The organism is Chryseobacterium sp. RU37D (assembly GCF_900156075.1).
GTDB lineage: Bacteria > Bacteroidota > Bacteroidia > Flavobacteriales > Weeksellaceae > Chryseobacterium.
Map to the genome: position 1 here is coordinate 1 of NZ_FTMM01000031.1, position 25557 is coordinate 25557.

18 protein-coding genes and 2 pseudogenes are annotated in these 25557 nt (G+C 34.2%); 13 read left to right on the forward strand and 7 right to left on the reverse strand.

Annotated elements, in window-relative coordinates:
- Window positions 1-1151: 1151 nt before the first annotated feature.
- Window positions 1152-1817 carry a DUF2461 domain-containing protein gene (locus BW926_RS12690; RefSeq protein WP_076447587.1) on the reverse strand — a complete coding sequence of 222 codons (666 nt, stop codon included), beginning with the start codon at window positions 1815-1817 and terminating at the stop codon, window positions 1152-1154.
- Window positions 1818-2078: 261 nt separating this feature from the next.
- On the opposite strand from BW926_RS12690, the gene BW926_RS12695 reads away from it, so the two are divergent.
- The 9 genes from BW926_RS12695 (at window position 2079) to BW926_RS12730 (ending at window position 11497) form a co-directional block, all read left to right on the forward strand.
- Window positions 2079-3767, forward strand: a complete 1689-nt coding sequence (locus BW926_RS12695) for a DEAD/DEAH box helicase (RefSeq protein ID WP_076447588.1) — start codon at window positions 2079-2081, stop codon at window positions 3765-3767.
- Between the two features lie 152 nt (window positions 3768-3919).
- Complete coding sequence (locus BW926_RS12700; RefSeq protein WP_076447590.1) at window positions 3920-4558, forward strand: DUF47 domain-containing protein; 639 nt, start codon at window positions 3920-3922, stop codon at window positions 4556-4558.
- Between the two features lie 20 nt (window positions 4559-4578).
- On the forward strand, window positions 4579-5718 hold the full coding sequence (locus BW926_RS12705; RefSeq protein ID WP_076447591.1) for an inorganic phosphate transporter: 1140 nt from the start codon (window positions 4579-4581) through the stop codon (window positions 5716-5718).
- Window positions 5719-6341: 623 nt separating this feature from the next.
- Entirely contained in the window at window positions 6342-8015 is a 1674-nt protein-coding gene (locus tag BW926_RS12710) for a glycosyl hydrolase family 18 protein (RefSeq protein ID WP_076447593.1), read from the forward strand.
- 377 nt (window positions 8016-8392) lie between these two features.
- Window positions 8393-9364, forward strand: a complete 972-nt coding sequence (locus BW926_RS12715; protein WP_076447594.1) for a polyprenyl synthetase family protein — start codon at window positions 8393-8395, stop codon at window positions 9362-9364.
- 73 nt (window positions 9365-9437) lie between these two features.
- Window positions 9438-10397 carry a GSCFA domain-containing protein gene (locus BW926_RS12720; protein WP_076447595.1) on the forward strand — a complete coding sequence of 320 codons (960 nt, stop codon included), beginning with the start codon at window positions 9438-9440 and terminating at the stop codon, window positions 10395-10397.
- Entirely contained in the window at window positions 10390-10542 is a 153-nt protein-coding gene (locus BW926_RS14575; protein ID WP_228403451.1) for a hypothetical protein, read from the forward strand. The genes BW926_RS12720 and BW926_RS14575 overlap by 8 nt, the downstream gene beginning before the upstream one ends.
- Window positions 10543-10577: 35 nt before the next feature.
- Window positions 10578-10682, forward strand: a complete 105-nt coding sequence (locus BW926_RS14580) for a hypothetical protein (RefSeq protein WP_228403452.1) — start codon at window positions 10578-10580, stop codon at window positions 10680-10682.
- Between the two features lie 50 nt (window positions 10683-10732).
- Window positions 10733-11497, forward strand: a complete 765-nt coding sequence (locus BW926_RS12730) for a TatD family hydrolase (protein WP_076447597.1) — start codon at window positions 10733-10735, stop codon at window positions 11495-11497.
- 102 nt (window positions 11498-11599) lie between these two features.
- Here BW926_RS12730 and BW926_RS12735 read toward each other — a convergent pair whose 3' ends face one another.
- The gene (locus BW926_RS12735) at window positions 11600-12901 is read right to left on the reverse strand and encodes a DEAD/DEAH box helicase (protein ID WP_076447598.1); all 1302 of its coding nucleotides are present in this window, start codon (window positions 12899-12901) and stop codon (window positions 11600-11602) included.
- Window positions 12902-12986: 85 nt separating this feature from the next.
- The gene (locus tag BW926_RS12740; RefSeq protein ID WP_076447600.1) at window positions 12987-13475 is read right to left on the reverse strand and encodes a DUF6438 domain-containing protein; all 489 of its coding nucleotides are present in this window, start codon (window positions 13473-13475) and stop codon (window positions 12987-12989) included.
- A 253-nt stretch (window positions 13476-13728) separates the two neighbouring features.
- Here BW926_RS12740 and BW926_RS12745 point away from each other — a divergent pair, with 253 nt between their 5' ends.
- Window positions 13729-14361 (forward strand): class I SAM-dependent methyltransferase, encoded by a 633-nt coding sequence (locus tag BW926_RS12745; RefSeq protein ID WP_228403453.1) that lies wholly within the window; start codon window positions 13729-13731, stop codon window positions 14359-14361.
- A gap of 35 nt (window positions 14362-14396) precedes the next feature.
- Here the strand turns inward: BW926_RS12745 and obgE are convergent, their stop codons facing one another.
- The 4 genes and pseudogenes from obgE to BW926_RS14275 all read right to left on the reverse strand — a co-directional run.
- Window positions 14397-15380: a GTPase ObgE gene (gene obgE, locus BW926_RS12750; protein WP_076447603.1), complete on the reverse strand. Its 984-nt coding sequence runs from the start codon at window positions 15378-15380 to the stop codon at window positions 14397-14399.
- Window positions 15381-15459: 79 nt separating this feature from the next.
- The gene (locus BW926_RS12755; RefSeq protein WP_076447605.1) at window positions 15460-16041 is read right to left on the reverse strand and encodes an adenylate kinase; all 582 of its coding nucleotides are present in this window, start codon (window positions 16039-16041) and stop codon (window positions 15460-15462) included.
- Between the two features lie 127 nt (window positions 16042-16168).
- Window positions 16169-16723 (reverse strand): hypoxanthine phosphoribosyltransferase, encoded by a 555-nt coding sequence (gene hpt, locus BW926_RS12760; protein ID WP_076447606.1) that lies wholly within the window; start codon window positions 16721-16723, stop codon window positions 16169-16171.
- A gap of 128 nt (window positions 16724-16851) precedes the next feature.
- A pseudogene (locus BW926_RS14275) lies at window positions 16852-17259 on the reverse strand (IS1595 family transposase); the annotation flags it as partial.
- Between the two features lie 684 nt (window positions 17260-17943).
- Between BW926_RS14275 and BW926_RS14695 the strand changes: the two are divergent.
- The 3 genes and pseudogenes from BW926_RS14695 to BW926_RS12780 form a co-directional block, all read left to right on the forward strand.
- A pseudogene (locus tag BW926_RS14695) lies at window positions 17944-18240 on the forward strand (hypothetical protein); the annotation flags it as partial.
- Between the two features lie 5 nt (window positions 18241-18245).
- Window positions 18246-18719: a hypothetical protein gene (locus tag BW926_RS12775; RefSeq protein WP_076447609.1), complete on the forward strand. Its 474-nt coding sequence runs from the start codon at window positions 18246-18248 to the stop codon at window positions 18717-18719.
- A gap of 35 nt (window positions 18720-18754) precedes the next feature.
- Complete coding sequence (locus BW926_RS12780; RefSeq protein ID WP_179078018.1) at window positions 18755-25477, forward strand: RHS repeat-associated core domain-containing protein; 6723 nt, start codon at window positions 18755-18757, stop codon at window positions 25475-25477.
- The last annotated feature ends 80 nt before the right edge of the window (window positions 25478-25557 follow it).

The window sequence follows — 25557 nt, forward strand, 5'->3', positions numbered from 1 at the left end:
TGTTGTACTATTTGCCGTAGCTACAATATCCAGTGTGGCACGTGGAGTGGTGGTATTTATTCCAACTTGGGAATAAACAATAGAGTTAATAGCCAAAAAGGCTATTACATAATAGTTTTTCATTCTTAAAAGTGTTTAATTAATGTTTGAAAATTTATATTGTTATCTAATTAAATCGTTAGATAATTTATTAGCTATAATATACATTCACTGCGCTGTGCTACATTAAAAATATTGCTGAGAAAATTCGGCAATATTACATGATCATTCGTCCTTGTAAATCATAAAATTGTTTATACTTTAATGTGCATTATTTAAGTAACTTATAGATAATATACTGTTATTCTTCTCAAAAATTGCTGAACAAAATTAAAACCCTTTAAATCCAAAATATGTAGAACTTTTTATATCGAAAGCGTCATATTTGTTTTTTTAAGTTAACAAGTCTTTACTTGCTTTTTATTATTCAGAAACCATTGTGCATTTAACAGAGATTAATTTTTAACTATTCAACCTTCTTTTAAATACAAAAAAAATCAAATATCGAATCATCATAAAAGGGGCTATTTTAGATCGTATTCTTGTTGTTAAACCTTTAAAGATTTTTGCAAAGTTGTTATTCATTGAGAATTGCCTGAATAGTTAAGGGATATTAATTTCAATACGCTTTCTGATTTGAATTTTATCCTTGAAAACCTACAAAATTGTGTTGATCTTTCCGCATTTGAACTGAAAGATTAATTATAGAATAGTTGAATAAATTTACTTGAAATTCTTTGCTTATATATTCTCTATGCCCTATCAATAAACAGTTTTTAGGGTTTTGATTAATGCCATTAAAGTAATTTATATCATGGACATTTGCAGACGGAAAATCTGATGAGTGAAAGATTTCATTTATCACACATCGCATGAAGTTTGTACCCGAAATATCTTGTTTTCTTTGCAGCACAATATCTAGATGCTGATTTTACAGGTTTTAACAGGCGTAGAATCTACAATAAAGACTTTGGTGAAAGATCAAGTGAACAATCTTTTATTCTATAATTCCTGAAAGCACAACGGGTAATTTCATATATTATAATCCTAATCGGGAGTAGGATAGAACGTGAATAGAAACAAAAATTCACGGTAAAAATATCCTAATGCAATTACAAAAATCGTGCATTAAGAAAATCGTTGAGGGGTTTCATGAGTTTAAAGACTTTTGCCAGATTTTTTACTGCATTGTTGTCCAGCATTTCTTCGTTCTTCAAATTATAAACAACGATGAAGCTTTTCAGTTTCAAATATTCAGTCATTGGATCTTCTTTTTCAAAGCCTTGTGGAACTTTTTTCAACTTATCATCCTGATCCAGTTCCGGAAAATGTTTTTTGAAATCCTTATTATTTAAGATTGTAAGGAAATCTTTTCCGTATAACGAAATTTCTTTTCGAAGTTCTTTTAGAACAGAAGATTCAGGCATGTAAATTCCTCCGGCGATGAAAGATTTTTCGGGTTCTAAATGAAGATAGTATCCCCCTTTTTGGTTACCCTTTCCCATTCCCAAAGACGCTCCGAAATTGGTTTTGTAAGGAATTTTATCCTTGGAAAATCTTGTATCACGGTAAATCCTGAATAAAGATTTCTTTGCATTGATTTTTCCTAATTCCTCATCGAATGCAGACATTTCTTTAATCAAGTCTTCAAGAAACTGAATGAAGTTTTCCTGAGATTCAGTGTAAAGATTTTTATTTTCTGTGAACCATTCGCGGTTATTATTTTTGTTTAATTTTTTTAAAAAATCAAAAACTTTTGGAGAAAGGGTTGTAGACATAATTTATTTTTAACCAAAATTAATTAAAAGTTTCGTGTCTTCAGTTAGTAATGTTTTATTTTGTAATTATAATCTATAGGATAGGAGATGGAAATTTAAAAAGAGTATTTATTGTTGTGTTAAACATAAAAAAAATATAGTTTTTCTGAGAAAATTGCAAAGCGATTATCTTTTTTTAATGTTAAATTATCGTTTCTGTAATAATACTTAAAATGTAATTCAAATAATAATTGTATCTTTGCAAAAATTTTAAAATATTTAATGAATTTATTTACGGAGACCAATTTAAGTCCTGATATTCTTAAGGCAATTGGCGAACTGGGTTACGAAAGCCCGACAGAAATCCAAAAACAGACTATCCCTTTTATTCTTTCAGATATTCGCGATTTGATCGCACTTGCGCAGACAGGGACAGGCAAAACAGCAGCGTTTTCGCTTCCGATTTTGGATATGATTGACGAAACGAGTCGCAAAATCCAGCTATTGGTGCTTTGTCCGACACGGGAATTATGTCTTCAGATTGCTAAAGACATAAAAAATTACTCCAAATACATGAAAGACATCAAAACTACAGCAGTTTATGGTGGAAGTAGTATTATGGAGCAGATGAGATCTTTGAAGGATAAACCGCAGATTATTGTGGGAACTCCGGGAAGGGTGATTGATTTGATTAACAGAAAAGCTTTGGATTTTTCTGCCATTCACTGGTTGGTTTTAGATGAAGCTGATGAGATGCTTTCAATGGGTTTCAAAGACGAATTGGAAACAATTTTGAGCGAAACTCCGGAAACTAAACAGACTTTCTTGTTCTCTGCAACGATGAACAAAGAGGTGGAGAGAATTTCTAAAAATTATCTGACAAAGCCGCACAGAATTTCTGTAGGTTCTATTAACGAGGTTAAAAAGAACATTAAGCATGAATATTATGTAGCAGGTTACCGTCAGAAAAAAGAGGCGTTGAAGAGACTGATCGACTCAAACCCTAATCAGTACTCAATTATTTTCTGCAGAACCAGAATGGAAACTCAGGAAGTTGCAGATTTCCTGATGCAGAACGGGTATGCGGCAGATGCACTTCATGGTGATCTTTCTCAAGCGCAAAGGGATACGGTAATGAAGAAATTCAGATTAAAAAACATTGACATCCTTGTAGCGACAGATGTTGCAGCAAGAGGATTGGATGTGAACTCTTTGACACATGTTATTCACTATTCTTTGCCTGATGATCCGGAAGTATTCGTTCACAGAAGCGGTAGAACGGGTAGAGCAGGGAAAGATGGTATTTCAATGGCATTGATTAAGCCTGAAGAAAGCAGAAAGCTAAAGCAGATCAAATTTGCTACTAAAATTGATATCGTGGAAAGCACAATTCCTACAGGAGAAGATATTATCAAAGCTCAGGTTGGAGGTGTATTCGAAAGCTTATTTGAAGTTCATGAAGATTTCTTCGAGTTCGATGATTCTTTAATTCCTGATTTGTCTGCATTTACAAAAGAAGAGCTTGTTCATAAATTACTTCAGTTCCAACTGAAGGATCTTGCACTCTATTATAAAGACAGACATGACCTCGCTGAGCAGAAATTGAGCACCAGAGATGATGATGGTGGATCAAGGAGAGATAGGAGAGACCGTGACAGAGATAGAGGAAGAGACAGAGACAGAGGAGAAAGGGATCGTGGCGGAAAACCTAGAAGAAGAAACGAAAATATGGTAAGATTCTTCTTTAATCTAGGTAAAAAAGACCAGCTTAAAAAGCTTGATGTATTAGACATTATCAATAAGGCTACTTCTTCCGGAAAAGGTAAAAAGAGAGCGGAAATCGGAGATATTGAAATCTTAGAGAAGTTTTCTTTCTTCGAAGTTGAAAAATCATTTAAGGATAATGTGTTAAGCAATATTGGATCAATGAAATTCAAAGGAAAAGAAATGAGAGCGGAAGTGGCAAACTAAACGCTTAAAATGATAAATGAAACCGGCTGAAAAGCTGGTTTTTTTTGATTGATAATCAGGTGTTAATGCAATGTTAACAAAACTTAATGTAGGATTGTTTCAGGTAAGGGGCTTTTTTTAGAAATTTGCACACGAATTATAAAAATTTTAAAATGGGAATTGGTAATATTTTCCACGCTTTTCAACCGAAAGATAAAATCTTCTTTGTACTTTTTGAAAAAGTAACAGAAAACCTGGTGGCAATGTCTGAGGATTTCAACCACGGAATCAAAGACTTCGATCTGAATGACGATTCTATGTTGAAAAAGATGAGCAATTATGAGCACAAAAATGATGAACTTACACACGAAATCTTCGTAGAATTAGGAAAAAACTTTATCACTCCTTTTGACAGAGAAGATATTCATACGTTAGCAACAGGATTAGACGATATTGCAGATTATATCTACGCTTCCACAAAATATATTTTCTTGTACAAGTCACCGGAAATGAAGGCGTATTCAGATTTTTCTTTGCTGATCCATAAAGCATGTCTTGAAATTCAGAATGCAATGAAAAATCTTAAAGGTTTCAAAAATATGGAGCAGGTAAAAGAAGCTTGTATTAAAGTAAATTCTATTGAAAATATTGCAGACGATCTGCTATCAAACTCAATGGTAGAGCTGTTTGAAACAAACGATGCAATCAACATTATCAAAGTTTCATCTGTACTTAATTATCTTGAAGTGGTAACTGACAAAGCGGAAGATGTTGCCAATACAATTGAGAACATCATGATTAAATACGCTTAATTAATAATTATAATTAACAGATGGAATTTCCGATTTTACTTATAGTTATTATTGCACTAGCTTTGATTTTTGATTACATCAACGGCTTTCATGATGCTGCCAACTCAATTGCGACTATTGTTTCTACAAAAGTTTTAACTCCCTTTCAGGCTGTTCTTTGGGCGGCACTTTGGAATTTTGCGGCTTTCTTTATCGCGGCTTATATCATTGGAGAATTTAAAATTGGTAATACAATTGCCAAAACGGTGAACGAGAATTTTATCACCCTTGAGGTAATATTTTCAGGACTTGTAGCCGCCATCGCATGGAATCTTTTGACATGGTGGTTTGGTATTCCTTCATCTTCTTCTCATACTTTAATCGGAGGATTTTTGGGAGCGGCTTTAATGCATGCTTTCATGATAGATTATCATAATGTGGTTGCTGCTCAGCCAGATTTGGGATTTTGGGACACTATTAAAGTTGCTTTCAATCAGGTTTTACATCAGAGTGTAGTGAAGTTTGAGAAGGTAATTCCTATTTTTCTTTTCATTTTTATGGCTCCAATTATAGGTATGGTTATCTCGATTATCATTACATTGATTATTGTTCATCTTTATAAAAGATCAAATCCGCATAAGGCAGATAAATCTTTCAAGAGGTTACAGCTGGCTTCTTCGGCTTTATTCAGCTTAGGCCACGGTTTGAATGATGCCCAGAAAGTAATGGGGATTATTGGTGCGGCGCTAATTTACTATCATGTTGAAATGCTTCACGATCCGGTTTATATCAATATTCCTGCTGCAGGGCGTTTCGATTATTTTGCAGAGCATTATCTTTGGGTTCCGTTGGTATCATTCTTAGCCATAGGTTTGGGAACCATGAGCGGTGGTTGGAAAATCATCAAAACAATGGGTACAAAAATCACAAAAGTAACTTCTTTGGAAGGAGTAAGTGCTGAAACAGCAGGTGCAATTACTTTATTCATTACAGACCACTTTGGTATTCCTGTTTCTACGACACACACCATTACAGGTTCTATCATCGGAGTTGGTTTGACGAAAAGGGTTTCTGCCGTAAGGTGGGGAATTACCGTAAGTCTTCTTTGGGCTTGGGTTCTTACCATTCCTATTTCAGCAGTTGTTGCTGGGATTACTTATCTTGTTGTAACATTTTTTTAAAATTTAAATTAAATAATTGATTTATCCCTTTTGCAAATACAAATAAATCTTCTAATTTAAATTTTTAACCGAAATAAAATCAGAATTAATATTATATGAGAGGCCGTTTCACAATTTGTGAGACGGCTTTTCTTATGAAATTATCCAATACTTGGACATGAGAGATTTTGTGTATATGTGGTTCTTATCTAAATCATTTAGCTATGATACCTCTTTTTTAAAATTTGTTGTATAGCTTTTATTTACATAAGCACACCTAAATCATTATGTTGATGAGTTTCAGAGAATTTCTACTTTTGTTTACAAATGATTAATTCTTCTTATTGGAAGCATTATAAAAATTGCTTTCTCATCCATACTTTCATAATTCCTTCACAAATAGGTTAATATTAGTGTAAATCCATTATAAATATAAAAGATAAGTAAAAAATAATAAAAAAATATTTTTCATTAAGTGTCTTATTATATTATAAAAAAAATATTTAATTAAAATTTTTATTTAAAAGAAAATTTTAATAAATAATTATTAATAAAGAATAAAAAATATATTTAAATTTTGAAATGATAAAATTTTGTTATCTTTTGAAAAAATTTTATAAAAAAACTATAATTAATTTAAAAAAATGAAAAAAAATCTGAATTTTTATTTTTTCTTATTTCTTTTTTTGCTTACTTCTTGCAGTAGAGAAGATATAACAAAAAACGAAGAAAATCAAAGTACATTAGCTCGCTCATCAATGTCAAAGTCTGGCGGCCCAACGTCTAAAGTCTCTTTAGGTTATCTAAGTTTCTCTAAGTGGTTTCCCAATACTTGGAATGATATTCAGTATGAGGATCTTACCCATATCGTAATGTGCTTTCTTTCACCAGCATCTGCAACGGATCCCACAATTATTTATTCCGGAGATTCTCACGATTTTGATAACTATCCATTATCCCAAAAGGATTTCTTTGGATATGCAAATGAGCTGGTTCCGAAAGCACATGCAAAAGGTGTAAAAGTAATGTTCGCATTGCACGATTATAGTAATGGAACAAAAATGCGTGGCATTTTTGCTAATGAAAATTTGCGTGCTGCTTTTATAAATAATCTTATTACTATCTGTAAAAATCATGATTTTGACGGAATAGATTTAGATTATGAATATCCTTCTTCACAAAGTGATGGTATAGGAATTAAAAACTTTATTATAGATCTGCATAATGCGGCACAGGCAAATATCAATAAACCATTCAGTATTACAATGGCATTGGGATATGGAGCTTTTGCAGGACAATATTTAGATTTAAGCACGCTCAATAATTATTGTGATTTTTATAATATTATGACATATGATTATGATGCAACATGGACGTCGTATTTCGGCTTTAATGCTCCTCTTTATAAAGAAGCTTCACAGCAATTCACTAATCAGAATTGTGACGCTTCCATGCAATATTATAATCTACAGAGGGGGGTTCCTAAAGATAAATTAGTATTAGGATTGCCATTTTATGGCTATAGATATAACAATTATACCTCCTTATATGCACAAAAGCCTACTAATAACGGAGATGGCTTACAGTACAGAAATATTTATTCGGATTACATGAACAAACCAGAATGGGCAAGGCGTTGGTCTCCATCGTCACAGGTTCCATATTTGGTTAATCAGAGTACGTCACAAATGATAACTTATGATGATGAAATTTCTATAGCTGCTAAATGCGATTATGCTAGCGCAAATGCTTATCGAGGAGTGATGTGTTGGGAATTATCCAGGGGGTTTATACAAGGAAAGTCTCCTTCAATGCCTCTTCTAAAAATTATGGGGGATAAAGTGCTTCGTAATAATTCGTACGGAAGTACCGGTCTAGAATCTGGATATATATGTAAAATCGCAACCATGCTAGATCCAAATAAAGTATTAGATGTAAATGGAGAACTATCTATTGATGGAACACAATGTGTTATGTGGTTCTACAAGAATTCAAACAATCAAAAATGGAAACTTACCAAGCTTCCAAATGGGAATTACAAACTGAACCCTTTACATGCTCCTTCTAAAGCTCTGAATGTACTCGGCGGAGCAAATGCTAATAATAGTGCTGTTGATATATCTACAGATAACGGATCCAATGCACAGCAATGGACAATTACAAAATTATCTTCTAATATTTATACTTTAATGCCAGCCTGTGCTCCAGGAAAAATTCTTAATATTCCTTATAGCGATCCTAGTAATGGGAAAATAGTAAATATTTATCAGAACAATGCTGGGTATAATCAGAAATGGATCATAACAAGATTAGAATAATTAATATAAATACTGAAATTTCAATATAAAAACCATTTATTTTGTATTTGAATTCTACATAAAACATGATCATATATCCAGATCAAATGAATTAGAAATTGTGATCGTCATTGAAATTAAAGTAAATGACGATTTTTTTTGTGTAAATTATTAACCTGAGATTGGCTTGTTCCTTTTGTAAATGCTAATAAATCTTTATTTAAATATTTGAAATAATTTTAATTTTTGTCATTCCTCCAAAATAAGCTTAATATTTTTCACTAATAAATAAAATAAAATATTTTCAATCTTAAAATTAGAATCTTAACTACCAAACAACAAAATTTTTGTTTTACAAAGCGTTGAAAATCGTATTTTTGTTCAAACTATTTAGAATTATGGAATTTTTAGACAGATACCAGCAAATCGTTGCGGATGCCGTTACAAAATATACTTTTAAAGACAAGCCTGCAGAATTATACGAGCCAATGAATTACATCATTTCACATGGTGGAAAACGTCTACGTCCCATCATGGTTTTAATGGCATGCGACTTATTTGGTGGTGACCTGAAAGAAGCTATAAAACCGGCATTAGCAATCGAATTTTTCCATAATTTCACACTGATCCATGATGATATTATGGATGAAGCACCTTTAAGAAGAAACAAACCTACAATCCATACTTTGCATGGGATCAATGTGGGAATTCTTTCCGGTGACGGATTAATGCTGAAAGCTTATAAGTTTTTCGAAGATCTTGAGCCCGAGATTTTTAAGGCTTGTATTAGAATTTTTACGCATACAGGCTTACTTTTATGTGAAGGTCAGCAATATGACATTAATTTTGAAACTCAAGAAAATGTGACTTTTGATGATTACATCAGAATGATTACTTATAAAACGGGAGTTTTAAGTGCTTCATCATTCGAGATTGGGGCATTGATTGCAAAGGCTAATTTTAAAGATGCCAAGGCAATTTTCAACTTCGGAAAACATATCGGTATTGCATTCCAGATTATGGATGATTATCTGGATGTTTTTGGTGACCAGGCACAGTTTGGTAAAAAACATGCAGGAGATATTTACGAAAATAAAAAAACGGTCCTTTACCTAATGGCCAAAGAGCATGCAACCGAAGAGGAAAGAAAAGAACTGGATTACTGGTATTCTAAAAAGACAGATAACATCGACAAAGTATATGGTGTAGAAAAGATTTTCAGAAGAACAAAAGTAGATGAAAAAGCCTTACGATTAATTGAAAAACACAACGAAATCGGGCAGGGCTACCTTCAGAAAATTAATATTCCGGAAGAAAAGAAAAAACCGTTTGCCGAGCTGGCAAATTATTTATTAAGAAGAGAGAGCTAAATTAGGTCGCAGTTTATAGGTCGCAGATCGCAGTTTACCCGCAACCTATAAGCCGCAAGCTCATACCTATAAAATGAAATTCAGGACAGAAGTTGATATTAAAGAATCGAAAAAGAAGATAGGGCTTGAAGATAAAATATTTTCAATAGGCTCCTGCTTTGCTTCTGAAATGTCAGACCTTTTGCAAATGGGGCAATTGCAGACCATAAACAATCCTTTTGGGACTATTTTTAATCCTTTTTCCATTGGTAATGCCGTAAAAAGGCTTCACGATGCTGAATTTTATACGGAAGAAGAGCTGATTACCTTTAATGATGAATTCATTTCACTCGATCATCACACGAGCTTTGATACCCGCTATATCCATCAGACCTTGCAGAAGATCAATGCAAAGATAGAAGAAGGAAATTCTTTCCTTCAGGATTCTGACTGGGTTATCATAACGTACGGGACTTCATTTATTTATCAATTTATCCCGAAACAAAAATTAGTTGCGAATTGCCATAAAATTCCACAGAAATTCTTTGAAAAAAGACTTTTGACCAATCAGGAACTGGCTGATTCTATCTACAACACTATTTTGAATTTAAATGACATCTGTAGAGATGATGTTCAGATTTTGCTTACTGTTTCGCCGGTTCGTCATACAAAGGATGGAATGGTTGAAAATCAATTAAGTAAATCGAAATTAATTGCAGCCATTCATGATACTTTTCCACAATTTGAAAACTGTCATTATCTTCCGGTTTATGAAATTTTAATGGATGATCTCCGAGATTATCGCTTTTACAAAGAAGATATGATTCATCCTAATAATCAGACGGTTAATTATATTTTTGATAAATTTGGGGATGCCTTTTTTTCGGATAAAACCAAAGATTTTATTAATGAGAATTTTAAAATTAATAAAGCTTTAGAGCATAAAACAAACGACGAAAAAGATCCAAAATATATTGAGTTTAAAGAAAAATTAAATCAAAGAATTGAAGTTCAGCGCCAAAAAGTAAAACATAAAATATTTTCAAATGATTGATTTTACAAAAATTGATTACTTGAAAGACGGAAACGTAAGAAAGCAAAGGGCTTATGAGATCTTATTAAAGTACCGGATTTTCGAAAAATTAAAAGAGTACTCTCCAATTTTAGCGAGAACAATTCCCATTGAAATTTTCGGATAGAATAAACCGGTAACTAAGCAAAAGCTTATCGTCACATGATCACTGAATACAAAATATTACAGGAAAAAAGAGAGTATTTTAAACAAAAAATAATAGAACTAAAGAAAAAAGCAATCAAACAGAACCCGCTTTCGGAATAGTGCTGGGCCTGGATAATCCTTATGAAGATCTATTAAAAATGTAAAAGAAAATGATTGACACACATACACATTTATACGCGGAAGAATTTGATGAAGACAGAAAAGAAATGATTCAAAGGGCTTTAGATAAAGGAATTACAGAATTTTATCTCCCAGCCATTGATTCAGAATCGCACGGAAAAATGCTGCAGCTGGAAGCAGAATATCCCAACCAGATTTTCTCAATGATGGGACTGCATCCCTGCTACGTAAAGCCTGAAACTTGGGAAAAAGAGCTTGAAATTATTGAAAATTACCTTAATCATAGGGATTTTCCTGCCATTGGTGAAATCGGAATTGATCTGTATTGGGATAAAACAACATTGGATATTCAGGTAAAAGCTTTTGAGCAACAGATAGACTGGGCAATAGAAAAAGATTTACCAATCGTCATTCACACAAGGGAAAGCTTTGACGAAACTTTTGAAGTGCTGGAAAGAAAAAAACATCCTAAGTTGCGCGGGATTTTCCATTGTTTTTCAGGAAATTCAGAGCAGGCAAAACACGCCATTGATTTAAATTTCATCTTAGGAATCGGTGGGGTAGTCACCTTTAAAAATGGCAAAATAGATCAGTTTTTAAATGAAATTCCATTGAATAAGATCGTTTTGGAGACAGATTCTCCTTACCTTGCCCCAGTTCCGTACCGGGGAAAAAGAAATGAAAGCTCGTATCTGGATTTGGTTGCTGGAAAATTAGTCGATATTTATAAAACAGATTTCCGGGAAATTGATAGAATAACAACAGAAAACGCTAAAAAACTATTCAAATATTAGTTCAATAGGGAACGGGCTTTAGCCCGTTTTAAAATCAAAAATTATTCGAATCGGCTTTAGCCAAAACATAAAGAAAACCTTCCTGCCCGGAAGGTTTTTATTTTATTTTTTTCGTGTAAAATTCTTGTTCTTAGGTTTTTTTAATCCAAGCGAAGCTGCGGGTGATGCGGGCTTTTTTTTGTTCCTGTCAGGTCTTGAAGAGCCTTGTGTTTTTGGCTTTTCTGCACCAGACTGTACAGGTTTATTGTTAGAGTCCCGTTTTTGGGCCACCAGATCATCAGTATGGAAAGGATGGTTCTTAATAACAGGAATCTTCATCCCGATAAGCTTTTCCGTATTTTTCAGGTTTAATAGATCCAGCCCGTCTACGAAAGAGATAGAAGTCCCTTCGGCACCGGCTCTGCCCGTTCTCCCGATTCTGTGTACATACGTTTCGGAAACATCGGAAAGCTCAAAATTTACTACATATTTCAGCTCGTCGATATCAATCCCTCTTGCAGCAATATCAGTGGCGACCAAAACCCTTGTTTTTCCTGATTTGAAATTGGTTAAGGCATTCTGACGGGCATTTTGAGACTTATCGCCGTGTATGGCCTGAGTTGAGATGTTTTCTTTCAGAAGTTTTCTGGCAATTTTATCAGCACCATGTTTTGTTCTTGCAAAAACTAAAACTGATTCTGAAATATCGTTCTTTAAAATATGGGTTAAAAGATTGAGCTTATTCTCCCTTTCTACAAAATAAACTGATTGCTTTATGGTTTCAGCGGTTGATGAAACAGGTGTAACTTCCACTTTTACAGGATTGTTCAGAATAGAGTCGGCCAGCTTCTGAATTTCAGAAGGCATGGTAGCAGAGAAAAATAAGGTCTGCCTTTTTTGCGGCAAAAGCCTAATAACTCTTTTCACATCATGTACAAAGCCCATATCCAGCATTCTGTCGGCCTCATCAAGCACAAAAATTTCAAGGTTTTTTAAGCTGATGATTCCCTGAGATATAAAATCCAGCAATCTTCCCGGGGTTGCTACCAGGATATCAATGCCCTTTCTCAGTGCTGATTCCTGATTTCCTTGCTTTACACCACCGAAAATCACCAGATGTTTTAGCGGTAAATATTTTCCGTAAGATTTAATGTTTTCTTCAATTTGTATCGCCAATTCTCTTGTTGGAGTTAATATTAATGCCTTAATATTTTTATTTGGCGTTTTATTTTTAGAAAGGTTCTGTAGTATGGGAATAGCAAATGCTGCTGTTTTTCCGGTTCCTGTCTGCGCGCAACCCAAAAAGTCTCTGCCCTTTATGATCTCCGGGATTGATTTTTCCTGAATGGGAGTTGGGTTGGTATATCCTTGTTCCTGAATTGCTTTTGCAATAGGTTCTATGAGGTTAAGATCTGTAAAATTCAAATGAATTGTTTTTTTAATTAAATAAAAATTCCTTCAAAATGAAGGAATTATGTTCTGCAAAGGTAGGTTAAATTTTTTTAGTAAATTAATTCACTTTTGTCCACTGCTGGTTCTTTCTTAAATTTTCAAAAAATTTGTAAACTTCAGCAAGTTTTTCTGTTCCGTGTTTGCCGTAATCTTCGATATGTTTCTCAGTTCCGTCTGAAAATTTTACTCTTAAATGTGATGAAGGAAGATCTGAGATATTTTTTTCTGCATACTTATCATTAAGATTTTTTACATTCAGGCCGTCTAGTAAAGTGATTAATTTATTATAATCTTCTTGTTTGATAGTTCCTTTGAAAGTGCCTTCACGTGGCTTAGAAAATTCATCTTTTGAAGGCTTATCATTAAAATTAAAATGCTCAGCTTCAAAAACTGCAGTTCTGTCCGGATTGATGGTCATTTTAAAAACAGGGCAGAATCCGAAACAGGCTGTAGCATTATATTCAATTCTAGAATATTTTGAATTTACTTTCTGAGAATTGCAAGAAAATAAAAGCATAAATGTACACAGGCTTAGTAAATATTTCATAGTTAAAATTTGCTTTGGGATCTTTCAATAATTGTTCCAAAAGGAAGAAAAATGTAATTATTAAATAAAATTAATAAAAGTAGGAATTATAAATTTCCGGTATTAATTAAGTTAAAGTAAATTTTTGTTATTTTGATGTCTATAAAAATACCTCATGTATAATTTCCTAAAATCAGTTGTTAAAAATATAATTCCTAATGAGATTCTTATTAAAAATGAGGATCGGTTTAGAAAGCTTTTAAAACCACTTTATATGGGAAACAACCATGAATGCTCGATTTGCGGTACAAAACTGAAAAAATTTGCAGAATTAAATAATGGACAGCTCATTTGTCCCATCTGCGGAAGCTTACCAAGAACACGTAGGCTTCACATGCTTTTGGAAGCTGAATTTTTAAGACCAGATATTATTTTTCTGGATTTCTCACCTCCGAGAATGTTGTACAAAAAGTGGAAAAACAAAATAGATATTTCCTATTTTCCAACTGATTTTGAGAATGAATTTCTCTCGGATTATCATTATGATATCACAAAAATCGATTCTGAAGATGAGAAGTTTGATTTAATTGTCTGTTATCACATTTTAGAACATATTATTGACGACAAAAAAGCAATGGCAGAAATGTACAGAGTTATGAAGAAAAACGGAAAAGCCCTTATTCAGACTCCGTTTAAGGACGGTGAGATTTATGAAGATTACAGCCTTGCTTCTCCTAAAGAAAGATTACAGCACTTCGGGCAGGAAGATCATGTAAGGATTTATTCTGTTTCCGGTATAGAAAGTCGGTTGAAAGAAGCGGGTTTTACAACGGAAGTAAGAATTTTTGATGAAGATAATTATCAGGGATTTGTAAAAAATGAAGTGGTAATTATTTGTAAAAAATAAAAGGAAAAACTTTTGCTCCTCCTTTTTATTAATATTTATCCATGAAGTTGCTTCCAGATGGCGTCTTTTAGTTCCATAAGACCTTCACCGGTAACACCTGAGAAAAACAGAGGCTGTTTATTTTCGGGGAATTCTGCAGCGATTTCCTTCTTCAGCTCATTATCAAGAAGATCAGATTTTGAAACAGAAATAATGAAATCTTTATCCAATAATTCAGGATTATATTCTTTTAGTTCATTTTCTAAAATTTTAAACTCCTGGAAGTGATCTTCAGAATCAGCTGGGATTAAAAATAATAAAATTGAATTTCTTTCAATATGTCGTAAAAATCGGTGCCCCAATCCTTTACCTTCCGCAGCACCTTCAATAATCCCTGGGATATCTGCCATTACAAAGGATTTGTAATTTCTGTAATCCACAATTCCTAAGTTGGGCGTTAAAGTGGTAAATGCATAATTGGCAATTTTCGGCTTAGCAGCAGAAACAGATGCTAAAAGCGTAGATTTTCCTGCATTTGGGAAACCAACAAGACCTACATCCGCCAAAATTTTAAGCTCGAAAACAACATAACCTTCCTGCCCTTCCATTCCCGGTTGTGCGAATCTTGGAGTCTGGTTAGTAGAAGATTTGAAGTGCTCGTTTCCTTTTCCTCCCATTCCTCCTTCCATCAGGATGATTTCCTGTCCGTCTTCTAAAATTTCGCCGATGATTTCTCCATCTTCATTTTTAGCGATTGTTCCGATCGGAACTTCGATATAAACATCAGCTCCGTAAGCTCCGGTTAATTGGTTTTTTCCTCCGTTTTCACCACGCTCCGCTTTTACGTGACGGGTGTAACGAAGAGGAAGCAAAGTCCATTCCTGAGCATTTCCTTTCATGATAACGTGACCGCCTCGACCTCCGTCTCCACCGTCAGGACCTCCTTTGGGAATATACTTTTCACGGCGAAGATGCGCAGATCCTGCACCTCCATGACCGCTTTTACAATGAATCTTTACGTAATCTACAAAATTTGACATAATTTTAATTCAAGGTTTTATGTTTAAGGTTCAAAGTTTTAACCTTGAATTTGGAACTTTGAACCTTGAATCAAAAATTTTATTTTTGAACCTTTTCTACTTCAGCGAAAAGTTTTTCAGAGATTTCGTTGATGTCTCCTACACCGTTGATCTCTACATATTTACCTTGTTGTTTGTACAATTCGGCAACTTCAGCTGTTTTTGCGTAGTATTCTTTTATTCTGTTTTTGATGACCTCAACATTGCTGTCGTCTGATCTTCCGCTGATTTCGCCTCTTTTTAATAGTCTTTCAACTAAAATAGTGTCTTCCACTACCAAAGAAAGGCAAACGTCAATCTCGTCATTCAGTTCTTCTTTTACGATCTTTTCCAAAGCTTCTGTCTGAACAGCCGTTCTTGGATATCCGTCGAAGATAAATCCTGCAGCATCGGTAGGTTTTCTGATTTCGTCAATCAGCATATCTGTTGTTACCTGATCCGGAACCAATTCTCCTTTATCGATGTAAGATTTAGCCAGTTTCCCAAGCTCAGTATCATTTTTCATATTGAATCTGAAAAGATCACCTGTTGAGATTTGCTTTAAATTGAATTTTTCGATTAAGTTTTGCGCTTGAGTTCCTTTTCCACTTCCTGGAGGGCCGAACAGAACAATGTTTATCATAATGTTGTTTCGCTTTTGGCAATTGGCGAATGGCCTCTTGCTTTTAGCTTTATTAAGTTAATATTTTACTTTTTATTTCGATTTAATATTTAAAGCTAAAAGACAGTAGCTAATAGCTATCGGCAATCTAATGATTGATTTGTCCGTCTTTTAGCTGGTACAGATTCGGCAGGTTTCTTCCTAGCTCGTCATAATCCAGTCCGTAGCCTAAAACAAATTTGTTTGGAATTTCCTTCCCGATATAATCCAGCTTAAAATCTTTTTTATAAACTTCCGGTTTCAGTAGGAAAGAAGCGATTTTTACAGATTTGGGACGTTGTGTCTCGTTGAAGTACCTGAAAAGGCTTTCAACCGTATTTCCTGTATCCACAATGTCTTCGACAAGGATGATGTGACGGTCTTTTACGTCTTTCGTTAGCTCCATTTTCTGGTATACGATTCCTGTAGATTCTGTCCCTACATAAGAACTCATCTGGATGAATGCAATCTCACATTCTCCCGGATAGTACTTTAAAAGATCTGAAAAGAACATAATCACTCCGTTCAAAACCCCAATAAAAACAGGTACTTCATCCTTATAATCTTCATAAATTTTTAAAGCCGTAGCTTTTACAATCTCCTGAATCTCGGTGTCCTCCAAATAAGGAACAAAAGTTTTGTCGTGAACTTTAATACTTTCCATAAAAATTTTAGTAGGCGGCAAAGTTAAGGATTTTTGATGAAAGTTTTTGATGAGTTTGGTTGGGATTGTGTTTTAGTGTATTATTATAGTAGCTGTTCTAGGTAATGCCTATAATTTTGCATTTTTCCAACAAGATCAGAAATATCAACGTAAGAAGTACTTTTATCCGTGAAAACGATGCTTTGATTATCAATCGAATCTTTAATGGTCTCATTGGTTTCTAAAGAAAAATGTGTTTCCAAAACCTTAGCCTTAAAATATCTGCAAGATTTAGATTTTTTGCCTGTTTCCAAATTTTTCAAAGGAATGACTCCGCTATTACAGCTACGTTTTGCTTGCATGCTGCGCCTCTTCTACGAACGCTTTTTTGCTGATCTATCTCGCTGGATTCTACCGTAAAGTAGCATTCATCAAACTCAATCATACCTTCTAAAATGTATTTTCGTCACGTGCTCCCATTGCTTTCGAAGTTTATGAACCATTGCTCAAACTGGCTCATAGTGCTTCAAACCCAATTGTTTTAGAATCTCTTCTGCAATCTTCCTCCGTTTCAAAATGAGCGGTAAAACTAAATATATCCATATAACTAATTAATCACTAATAGATAAAAGGAATTATTTCTAATTGCGGATATACATAAAAAGTTTAAAAATTATTTTTCAGTGAGTTTAAAATTTTGTACTTTTGCAAAAAGTAAATAAAAAACACAACGATGAATAAAAACAGACATTCTATCTAAATTATAGTGCATTTTCTTAGATGCCTATCTTGAGCTATCTTCTCAGAGAACAAAAATCTTTTAACATATTTACCTACAATTTAAAATTGTAAAAAAACTCATTATAATTATTATAAACACTTTTATGAAAAAAACACTACTTATGATTAGCTTGGTATTGGCTAATTACTTATTTTCTCAACAAGCAACATATACTATGACGAGTGATGTTCCTATTGGTATGACTTCTATAGGAACAGACACGTATAACATGACTGTTTTCTATCATAATTTAGAGCGGGGTCTTTTGATTGATTTGGCTAAAAAAGCAAATGATATTACTGCCACTCCTATTGATTTTAGTATTAATGCAAGAGGAGGGCTCAATCCTTTTTTTACGATAAAAGGAAATAATGGAAACTTAGGAATTGGTACTAACGATCCTCAATATAAACTAGATGTGATAGGCAAATCTTCTTTTACGGACAATATGAAGGTTGCAGGGAAAATTGAAGCTAAGGAAATAAAAGTAACCACTACGCCTACCGCGGATTTTGTATTTGAGAAAGATTACAATCTTCCAAAATTAGAAGATGTAGAAAAGCACATCAAAGAAAAGAAACATCTTCCCGAGATAGCCTCAGCTAGGGATATGGAAAAAGAGGGAGTAAATATCGGAGAATTCCAAATCAAACTATTGCAGAAAATAGAGGAACTTACCTTGTATTCCATTGAACAAAATAAGCAAATTAATCAGCTTAAAAAACAGGTTCAAGAACTAACGTCTGCAAAAAAATAAGCATCATGAAAAAACAATTACTATCGCTATTTTCTTTGCTCATAGGTTTTTTAGGCTTTTCCCAAACTGAAGTTTACTTCAAATATGATGAAGCCGGAAATCAGCGATACAGAGGGACTAATTCTGCTGCTAAAACGGTTCCGGAAGAAATAAAAAAAGTTGAAGAAGTAAAAACTGCAGCTGCAGTAAAACAGGAACCAGTAATTGATGAAAAATCTTTTTGGAAGCAGATTAGACTGTATCCGGTTCCCGTAAATGATTACTTGACCATCGACTGGACAGAGGAAGTAGACGGCCTTATCGAATCCGTTTCACTATACCAGCACAGCACGGTTCACTGGAAATTCCAGCAGCAAAATATTCCTGATCTGAATCGAAAGCTTAAAATCAATATGACCGGCTATGACTGGGGTATTTACGTTCTTCATTTTACGTTAAAAGACGGAAGGGTTTTCAGCAGAAATATTACAAAACGATAAAACTTTTAACCAAAATAATTATTAACGAAATGAAAATGAAATTATTTTCATCATTTATACTGTCCTTGTATTCAGTACTGGGCTTTTCGCAGACCATACTGTACCAGGCAGAAAGCACAAGCCGTACGGTTCAGGATCCTCAAACCGTTATTTTAACAGAAGGGTTTCATGCAAAATCCGATGTATCCAATCCTTTTATAGCTAAGATAGGTCCTACAACAGAAAATCCGGGAGGAGGACCTGCTGATTCAGGAGCAGGAGCAACCAATCCATCTGGAACAACTGCTCCTGCAGGACAAAGTTTTCATGATACGAAAGGAAATATAGAAGTAAATGGAACCGGACAATTGCAATTTACATTGCCTGTAGCTTTACCGCCGGGAGTAAAAAGTGTCGCTCCACAGGTTAACTTAGTATATACCAGTGGCACTGGAAATGGTATTGCAGGCTATGGTTGGAATATATCCGGCATTACATCTATTTCAAGAATAGGTAAAAATATTGAAAAAGATGGAACTGTTAAAGGGATACAATTAGATTACTCCGATCTTTATAGTTTTAACGGACAGAGATTGATTTTAAAGTCGGGAGAATACGGAAAAGATGGTGCGGAATATGTAACAGAGAAGTATTCTAATGTAAAAATTAAATCTTTTGGTGCTGTCACAGGTCAGACATCGCAAGGGCCTGAATATTGGGAAATTACTTTCGAAGATGGATCACAGGCTTGGTACGGAGCCACGAGTTCAGGAAGTAGCACCGCAAGAACACCATTGGAATATAATATTGTTAAGTGGAAAGATCCGCAAGGGAATTATATTACTTATACTTATTCACAGGCTGTCTCTGCCAATGTTGCTGTAATATCAAGTATAGAATGGGGAGGGAATGAGACAATGGGGAAACCACATTTTAATTCTATTTCTTTCAATTACCTCAATAGAACTCTAAAAGAAACATCCTACGTTAACGGTATTAGTTTTAGACAAGGCTTGATATTAAATTATATTTCAGTATCTGCAAATGGAGGTCTATTCAAAAAATACCAGGTAAACTATAAAGCAGATGAGAACGGTAGTATGTATCAGCTTGTAAAATCTATTACAGAAAGCAATGGGAATGAACAAACGGCTAATGATATAACATTTAATTATGAAAACCCTGTAGCAGATGACTGGAAAGATAGCAAAATTAAAGACAACCAATTATATAAGAGTGGTATAAACGGTGATTTTGACGGAGATGGTAAATTAGATTTATTAAAATTAGAAAACGTTGAGGATTTATTTCTTTATAAAGATATATTTGGCAATACCTTACCGGCTAAAATTCCATTAGGAAATATAGGAACTTTTTTCGAAAATGCAACTAGTTTTACAATTAAGAACACCAATGATGTTGTATTACCCAGACAAGGTTTTATACTCCCTATTTCTATAAGTAACGGAACTACTGGTGAATTTTTTACTAATGATTTAAAGTTCCCTGTCTATTCAGTGAACCCCTCTAATGTATTGGTAAAAGAGTTCGAAAAGACTTTACTAGCGAGCAAATACGATAAAACTGCGGAGATTAATAACAATAGCCCTGCGCTTTTAAAATGTATGGAAATTCCCCGTGGTACGTGTAATGGGACTGTTTATATCAAAACAACCAAAACGATACCTACCAACCTTAGAGAAATTGATGTTGATGGGGATAATATTTCTGAAATACTATTAGAAGTAAACGACCATATTACAGAAACCACCGTAATATTTACACCTGGCTTATATCCTAACAGAAACGATGTTATCGTTGATAAAAAAAGATATATATTGTTGCACCCTTATGATTCGGATATTAATACCAGGGCCACAGAAATAGCTCAGACTAACGGCTATTTCTTTAAAGAAAATATTCAAGGTGATTTTAATGGTGATGGAGTTACAGACTTTATAAGTTCTGCAGTCAATCCGTTTTTAAAGACTTTTATTAAAAATCCGAATAATACCTATAGTCTTCAAGATGTTCCGTTTTTTAAATCAAATGGATTAATCGAAGGATTGATCGGAAATGCTGTACCGGGAGATTTTAATGGAGATGGCAAGACAGATTTGCTTGTTCCGAAAGCTGACAAATCTTCTGATTGGTATCTTTACACTTCAAATGGGAAATATTTTGAAAAAGAGTTAAAATCAAATTTAACTTATTTCCAGATTGGTAACAGAATTATTGAACAAAACAGTCATCATTCAACGTGGGAGAGTACTTGTAATTGGTCTGTACAGGAATACTACACCTATGTGGCCGATGATTTAGATGCCGATGGCAAATCAGAGTTTCTTACCAATCAGGTAATACTAAGAGATCATCAATGGAGTTCTCATTTTTTACAAGAGTATACCCATATTTATGCCGATATATTTACCACTACAAAAAACTCAGCAACTAATATAGAATTTTCAAAAGCTTATTCTAAAAGTTACAAATTTCCAAATGTAGTAGTTCCATTTTCCACAACAACAATGTATAGAGGTGGAAAAAAAGCAGTAATACTGGGTAAGCCTGACAATTGCGGTTATGCAGATTGTGAATCTTATATTTTTATTGAAGTTAATGGTGTTAAAGATATTTCGAAATATTCTAAAATCAATTCCATAACACAGGGAGGTATTACAACAAATATTGATTATAAAGAACTCAATGGAAATAATAATCCGGGATTATATGCCGGTAATAATAATTTAGCATATCCATTTATAGAACTGGATAAAGTTCCGCAAACTTATGTAGTTTCCCAACTCTCACAAGCAGGCAGAAAACAAGATTTCAGATATAGAGGATTTACAGCTCATCTACAAGGGAAAGGTATGATAGGTTTCCGCCAAGCCGCCCGCTCCTCATGGTATGCTGATGGTTCTGAAAACACTAAAGTATGGTCAGGTACAGAGATTGATCCGTTGAATGAAGGTATTCCTGTAAAAGAATGGTCTATTAGAACGAATAATGAAAATCAAATCTTCCCGGCAGACATTTCTGAGAATAATACACAATTATTAAGCTTTAAATCTACATTATATGATAGCTATAAATTATTAAACGGACAGGTTATCACCGGACCTATTGCAGATTCCGATAAGCCGAAAGTTGTAACGGCAACTGTAATAAAAAGTACAAAAGCAAAAGATTTTTTAACAGGTGTTCTTACAACAGGAAGTATAACATACGGAGATTACTATCTTCCGCAACAGAGTACTACCAATATTAATAACGGATACGCGGTAACGACTTCGAATTTTGAATATATTCACAATCCATCAGGCATAGGATCAGATTATTATATAGGTCGTCCTAAAACGAAGACTGATCAAGTTTCTGCATATGGCGATAACAAATCTTCGAAGGAAGAATATGTTTATGAGAATAACCTATTAAAAACCTTAAAAACATGGAACAGAGATAATACTGGATATTTGCTTGAAACCTATAATTATGATGGGTTTGGAAACATTACTCAAAAAGTAATCAGTAATAGTATAGATTCTCAAACTCAAACTACAACAGCTGAATATGAAGCTAAAGGAAGATTTGTAGTAAATAAAACGAATAATTTGGGATTAGAAACCAATATTACCTATAATAACTGGGGACAAATCTTAACACAAACTGATCCTCTTGGAAATGTTCTTACCAATACCTATGATGCATGGGGTAAACTTTTAACTTCAAAAACAAACATAGGAGGAACGACCACGTATCAATATGAAAGGGATAATAATTCCAATATTATTGTTACTCAAAATGATCCTGATGGCGATATTTCAAAAAAATACACCAATAAGCTGGGGCAGGAATATAAGTCTTCCACTAAAGCTTTCGGACAAGGACAATTTATTTCCCAAGAGACTCAATATGATGTTTTAGGCAGAAAAATCAAAGAATCCGAACCGTATTTTGAAGGGCAAAGTGTTTCCCAGTGGAATACTATTGTATATGATGATTCTGTATTCCCTGCTAAAGCAACGGCTACAGCATTCACCGGGAAGCAGATGGAAACTTCTGTTTCCGGCTTAACTACTACTGTTAAAGAACTGAATGGTTATGGAAGAACAACATCCAAAACAACCGATGCCTTAGGAAATGTAATTTCTTCTACTGATAAAGGAGGAACAATTCAATTCACATATAATGCAGCCGGAGAGCAGATCAAAGCACAATATGCTGAAAATATTGTCACAACGAAATATGACAGTTGGGGAAGAAAATCAGAATTTAATGATCCATCCAATGGCTTATACAAGTATGAATACGATGGTTTCGGACAACCGAAGAAAACTATAAGCCCGAAAGGAACCAAAGAATATACGTACAATAATCTTGGACAATTAATTTCTCAAAAAGAACTGTCGACAACAGATGGAGGTCAGGCTACCAATAAAGTTATTACTTATACCTACGATAATAAAGGTAGGGTCATTGCAAAAAGCGGAACTTCAAAAGGAAAACCTTACAGCTCAAATGTTTCTTATGATCCACAGGGAAGGCTATTATCATCTTCGGAAAGCAGCAATGGAAAATATTTTATTGAAAAAGGAATAACGTATGATGATAAAGGAAGAGTAACTTCCTACGAAAAGCAGTTGTATTCTTCAGGATTGCTTACAAAAATACAAATAGAAAATATATACAGCCCTTGGAGTGGTGAACTGTATCAGGTTAAGGATAAAACTTCCGGAAAAGTTCTATGGGAATTGAAAGAAACCAATGCAAAAGGTCAGGTTTTACAGGCAAAACTTGGAGCTGCGAACGTAAATAACGTTTATGATGCTAATGGATTCTTGACAAGCGTTAACCATTCTTCAGCAGTAAAACCAAGTATTCTTCAACTTTCTTATTCATTCAATGCCATTAAAAATGAACTGAATAGCAGAACAACAGGAGGAGACTTTAATATTGTAGAATCATTTGATTATGATGATAACAACAGATTAGTGAACTGGACAAATCCTGTTACAGGAATTAAGCCTTCAACAAACAGAAATGTTTATGACGTCAAAGGCAGAATCATGGAAAATGACCAGGTAGGAACCATGAAGTATGAAAACTCTTCCAAGATCTACCAGCCAACGGGAATGACCTTAAATGCCGCAGGAACACAGAATTATAACAATGATTTAATTCAGAGCATTGCTTATAACGAAAACAACGATCCGGTATTCATTGATGGAATGAAAGGAGATGTGGCTTTCCAGTACGGGCTCACAAGCATGAGGCAAAGAGTTACCTACGGAGGTAATTTCAGTATCGACGGCGATGGGAAATTCACTAAATTCTACAGTGAAGACGGAAGCTATGAAATCTTAAAAGATAATACAACCGGACAGGAAAAACATATTATTTATATTGAAGGAACACCTTATGAATCAAATATTGTATATTTAAAGAACTTTACGGAGAGCAGCGGTTCTTATAAATTTTTACACAAAGATTATATCGGAAGCATCCTTGCTATCAGCGATGAAGCAGGAAACAAGCTTGAACAGAGACATTACGATGCATGGGGTAATTTCACCCACCTGCAGATAGGTAATGGAGCCATTATAACAGATAAAAATATCATTGATAATGCTTCGTTATTAGTAGAAAGAGGCTATACTGGGCATGAGCATTTTGCAGAAGTAGGAATCATCCACATGAACGGGAGATTATATGATCCTTTGCTCAGAAGATTCTTAAATGCAGATGAAAATATCCAAGATCCTTACAATACCCAGAATTATAATAAATATGGCTATGTATTGAATAATCCGCTTATGTTTAATGATCCGAGCGGGGAAATATTTGGGTTGGTTCCCATTGTTTCTGCAATTGTTATAGGAGCTATAATAGGTACGGCAAGTTATTTGATATCAGCATTTATAACAGATCAGCATATTACTCTGGGAGGATTTTTTAAGTCTGGAATTTTTGGAGCGATCTCCGGAGCGGTAACCTTTGGGATAGGAAGTCTCTTTCAGCCTGCATTACAGGCGGCACAGGCATCAACAGGCTTTTTAAGTGCTTTAAATGAGGTAGGCATAAGCCTTTTACAGGCAGGAGTACACGGTTTTGCACAGGCTACATTATCTTTAATGCAGGGCGGCACTTTTGAACAGGCCTTTGTTTCAGGGGCATTAGGAAGTGTGGGAGCTTCAGCTTTCAATGCGGCGGCAGGTAATTTTGCCAACAGTGCAATAGGAACAATTGTTTCAGGAGCTGTTTTAGGAGGTGTAGGTTCTGAGCTTTCAGGTGGAAACTTCTGGCAAGGTGCTTTAATTGGAGGTATTGTAGCTGGGTTGAATCATACGATGCACCCTATCAGTAGTAATAGGTTATTAAACAATGATGGAGACGGTGGAAAGAAGAAAACAGTAAATACTAATAATAAAAAAAACTATAACACTGTAAAGAAAGGAACTAAAGTTATTGGAGATATAGTTTCAACATCTGATGATGCACTTGGGATAGCTTTTGAATTAGGAGGGCATAAAATACCATTTAAAAATTCTCTAAAGCCTTTTGGATCTTTTTTGGGGAAAGCAAATATTGGTTTTAACATTGGCTTTAGTGCAATGGATACTATTGATTATTTTAATGGTGAGATTGGTGGTTCGAGATTAGGTTTTAATTTGACTTCATATGCTACTCCAATAGTTGTAGGGACCGAATTTGGTGCTGTTTCGGGATTTTTAGCAGGAATGGCTTTTTCCGCAGCTGATATGTGGATATGCAAATAAAATTTCCAGTTAGAGTTAAGCTACATTTTTGTAAATTTTGTTTTGATTGTTAAATTCTTCTATTGTTTGATAATTCAGGG

What these genes read in the sequence shown, in the direction of transcription:
- BW926_RS12745 (WP_228403453.1), top strand. Translation starts at nt 13,729, where the DNA reads ATGGGAAACAACCATGAATGCTCGATTTGCGGTACAAAACTGAAAAAA.
- BW926_RS12700 (WP_076447590.1), top strand. Translation starts at nt 3,920, where the DNA reads ATGGGAATTGGTAATATTTTCCACGCTTTTCAACCGAAAGATAAAATC.
- BW926_RS12710 (WP_076447593.1), top strand. Translation starts at nt 6,342, where the DNA reads ATGAAAAAAAATCTGAATTTTTATTTTTTCTTATTTCTTTTTTTGCTT.
- BW926_RS14575 (WP_228403451.1), top strand. Translation starts at nt 10,390, where the DNA reads ATGATTGATTTTACAAAAATTGATTACTTGAAAGACGGAAACGTAAGA.
- BW926_RS12720 (WP_076447595.1), top strand. Translation starts at nt 9,438, where the DNA reads ATGAAATTCAGGACAGAAGTTGATATTAAAGAATCGAAAAAGAAGATA.
- BW926_RS12715 (WP_076447594.1), top strand. Translation starts at nt 8,393, where the DNA reads ATGGAATTTTTAGACAGATACCAGCAAATCGTTGCGGATGCCGTTACA.
- BW926_RS12740 (WP_076447600.1), bottom strand. Translation starts at nt 13,475, where the DNA reads ATGAAATATTTACTAAGCCTGTGTACATTTATGCTTTTATTTTCTTGC.
- BW926_RS12695 (WP_076447588.1), top strand. Translation starts at nt 2,079, where the DNA reads ATGAATTTATTTACGGAGACCAATTTAAGTCCTGATATTCTTAAGGCA.
- BW926_RS12705 (WP_076447591.1), top strand. Translation starts at nt 4,579, where the DNA reads ATGGAATTTCCGATTTTACTTATAGTTATTATTGCACTAGCTTTGATT.
- BW926_RS12755 (WP_076447605.1), bottom strand. Translation starts at nt 16,041, where the DNA reads ATGATAAACATTGTTCTGTTCGGCCCTCCAGGAAGTGGAAAAGGAACT.
- BW926_RS12780 (WP_179078018.1), top strand. Translation starts at nt 18,755, where the DNA reads ATGAAATTATTTTCATCATTTATACTGTCCTTGTATTCAGTACTGGGC.
- BW926_RS12775 (WP_076447609.1), top strand. Translation starts at nt 18,246, where the DNA reads ATGAAAAAACAATTACTATCGCTATTTTCTTTGCTCATAGGTTTTTTA.
- hpt (WP_076447606.1), bottom strand. Translation starts at nt 16,723, where the DNA reads ATGGAAAGTATTAAAGTTCACGACAAAACTTTTGTTCCTTATTTGGAG.
- BW926_RS12730 (WP_076447597.1), top strand. Translation starts at nt 10,733, where the DNA reads ATGATTGACACACATACACATTTATACGCGGAAGAATTTGATGAAGAC.
- BW926_RS12690 (WP_076447587.1), bottom strand. Translation starts at nt 1,817, where the DNA reads ATGTCTACAACCCTTTCTCCAAAAGTTTTTGATTTTTTAAAAAAATTA.
- obgE (WP_076447603.1), bottom strand. Translation starts at nt 15,380, where the DNA reads ATGTCAAATTTTGTAGATTACGTAAAGATTCATTGTAAAAGCGGTCAT.
- BW926_RS14580 (WP_228403452.1), top strand. Translation starts at nt 10,578, where the DNA reads ATGATCACTGAATACAAAATATTACAGGAAAAAAGAGAGTATTTTAAA.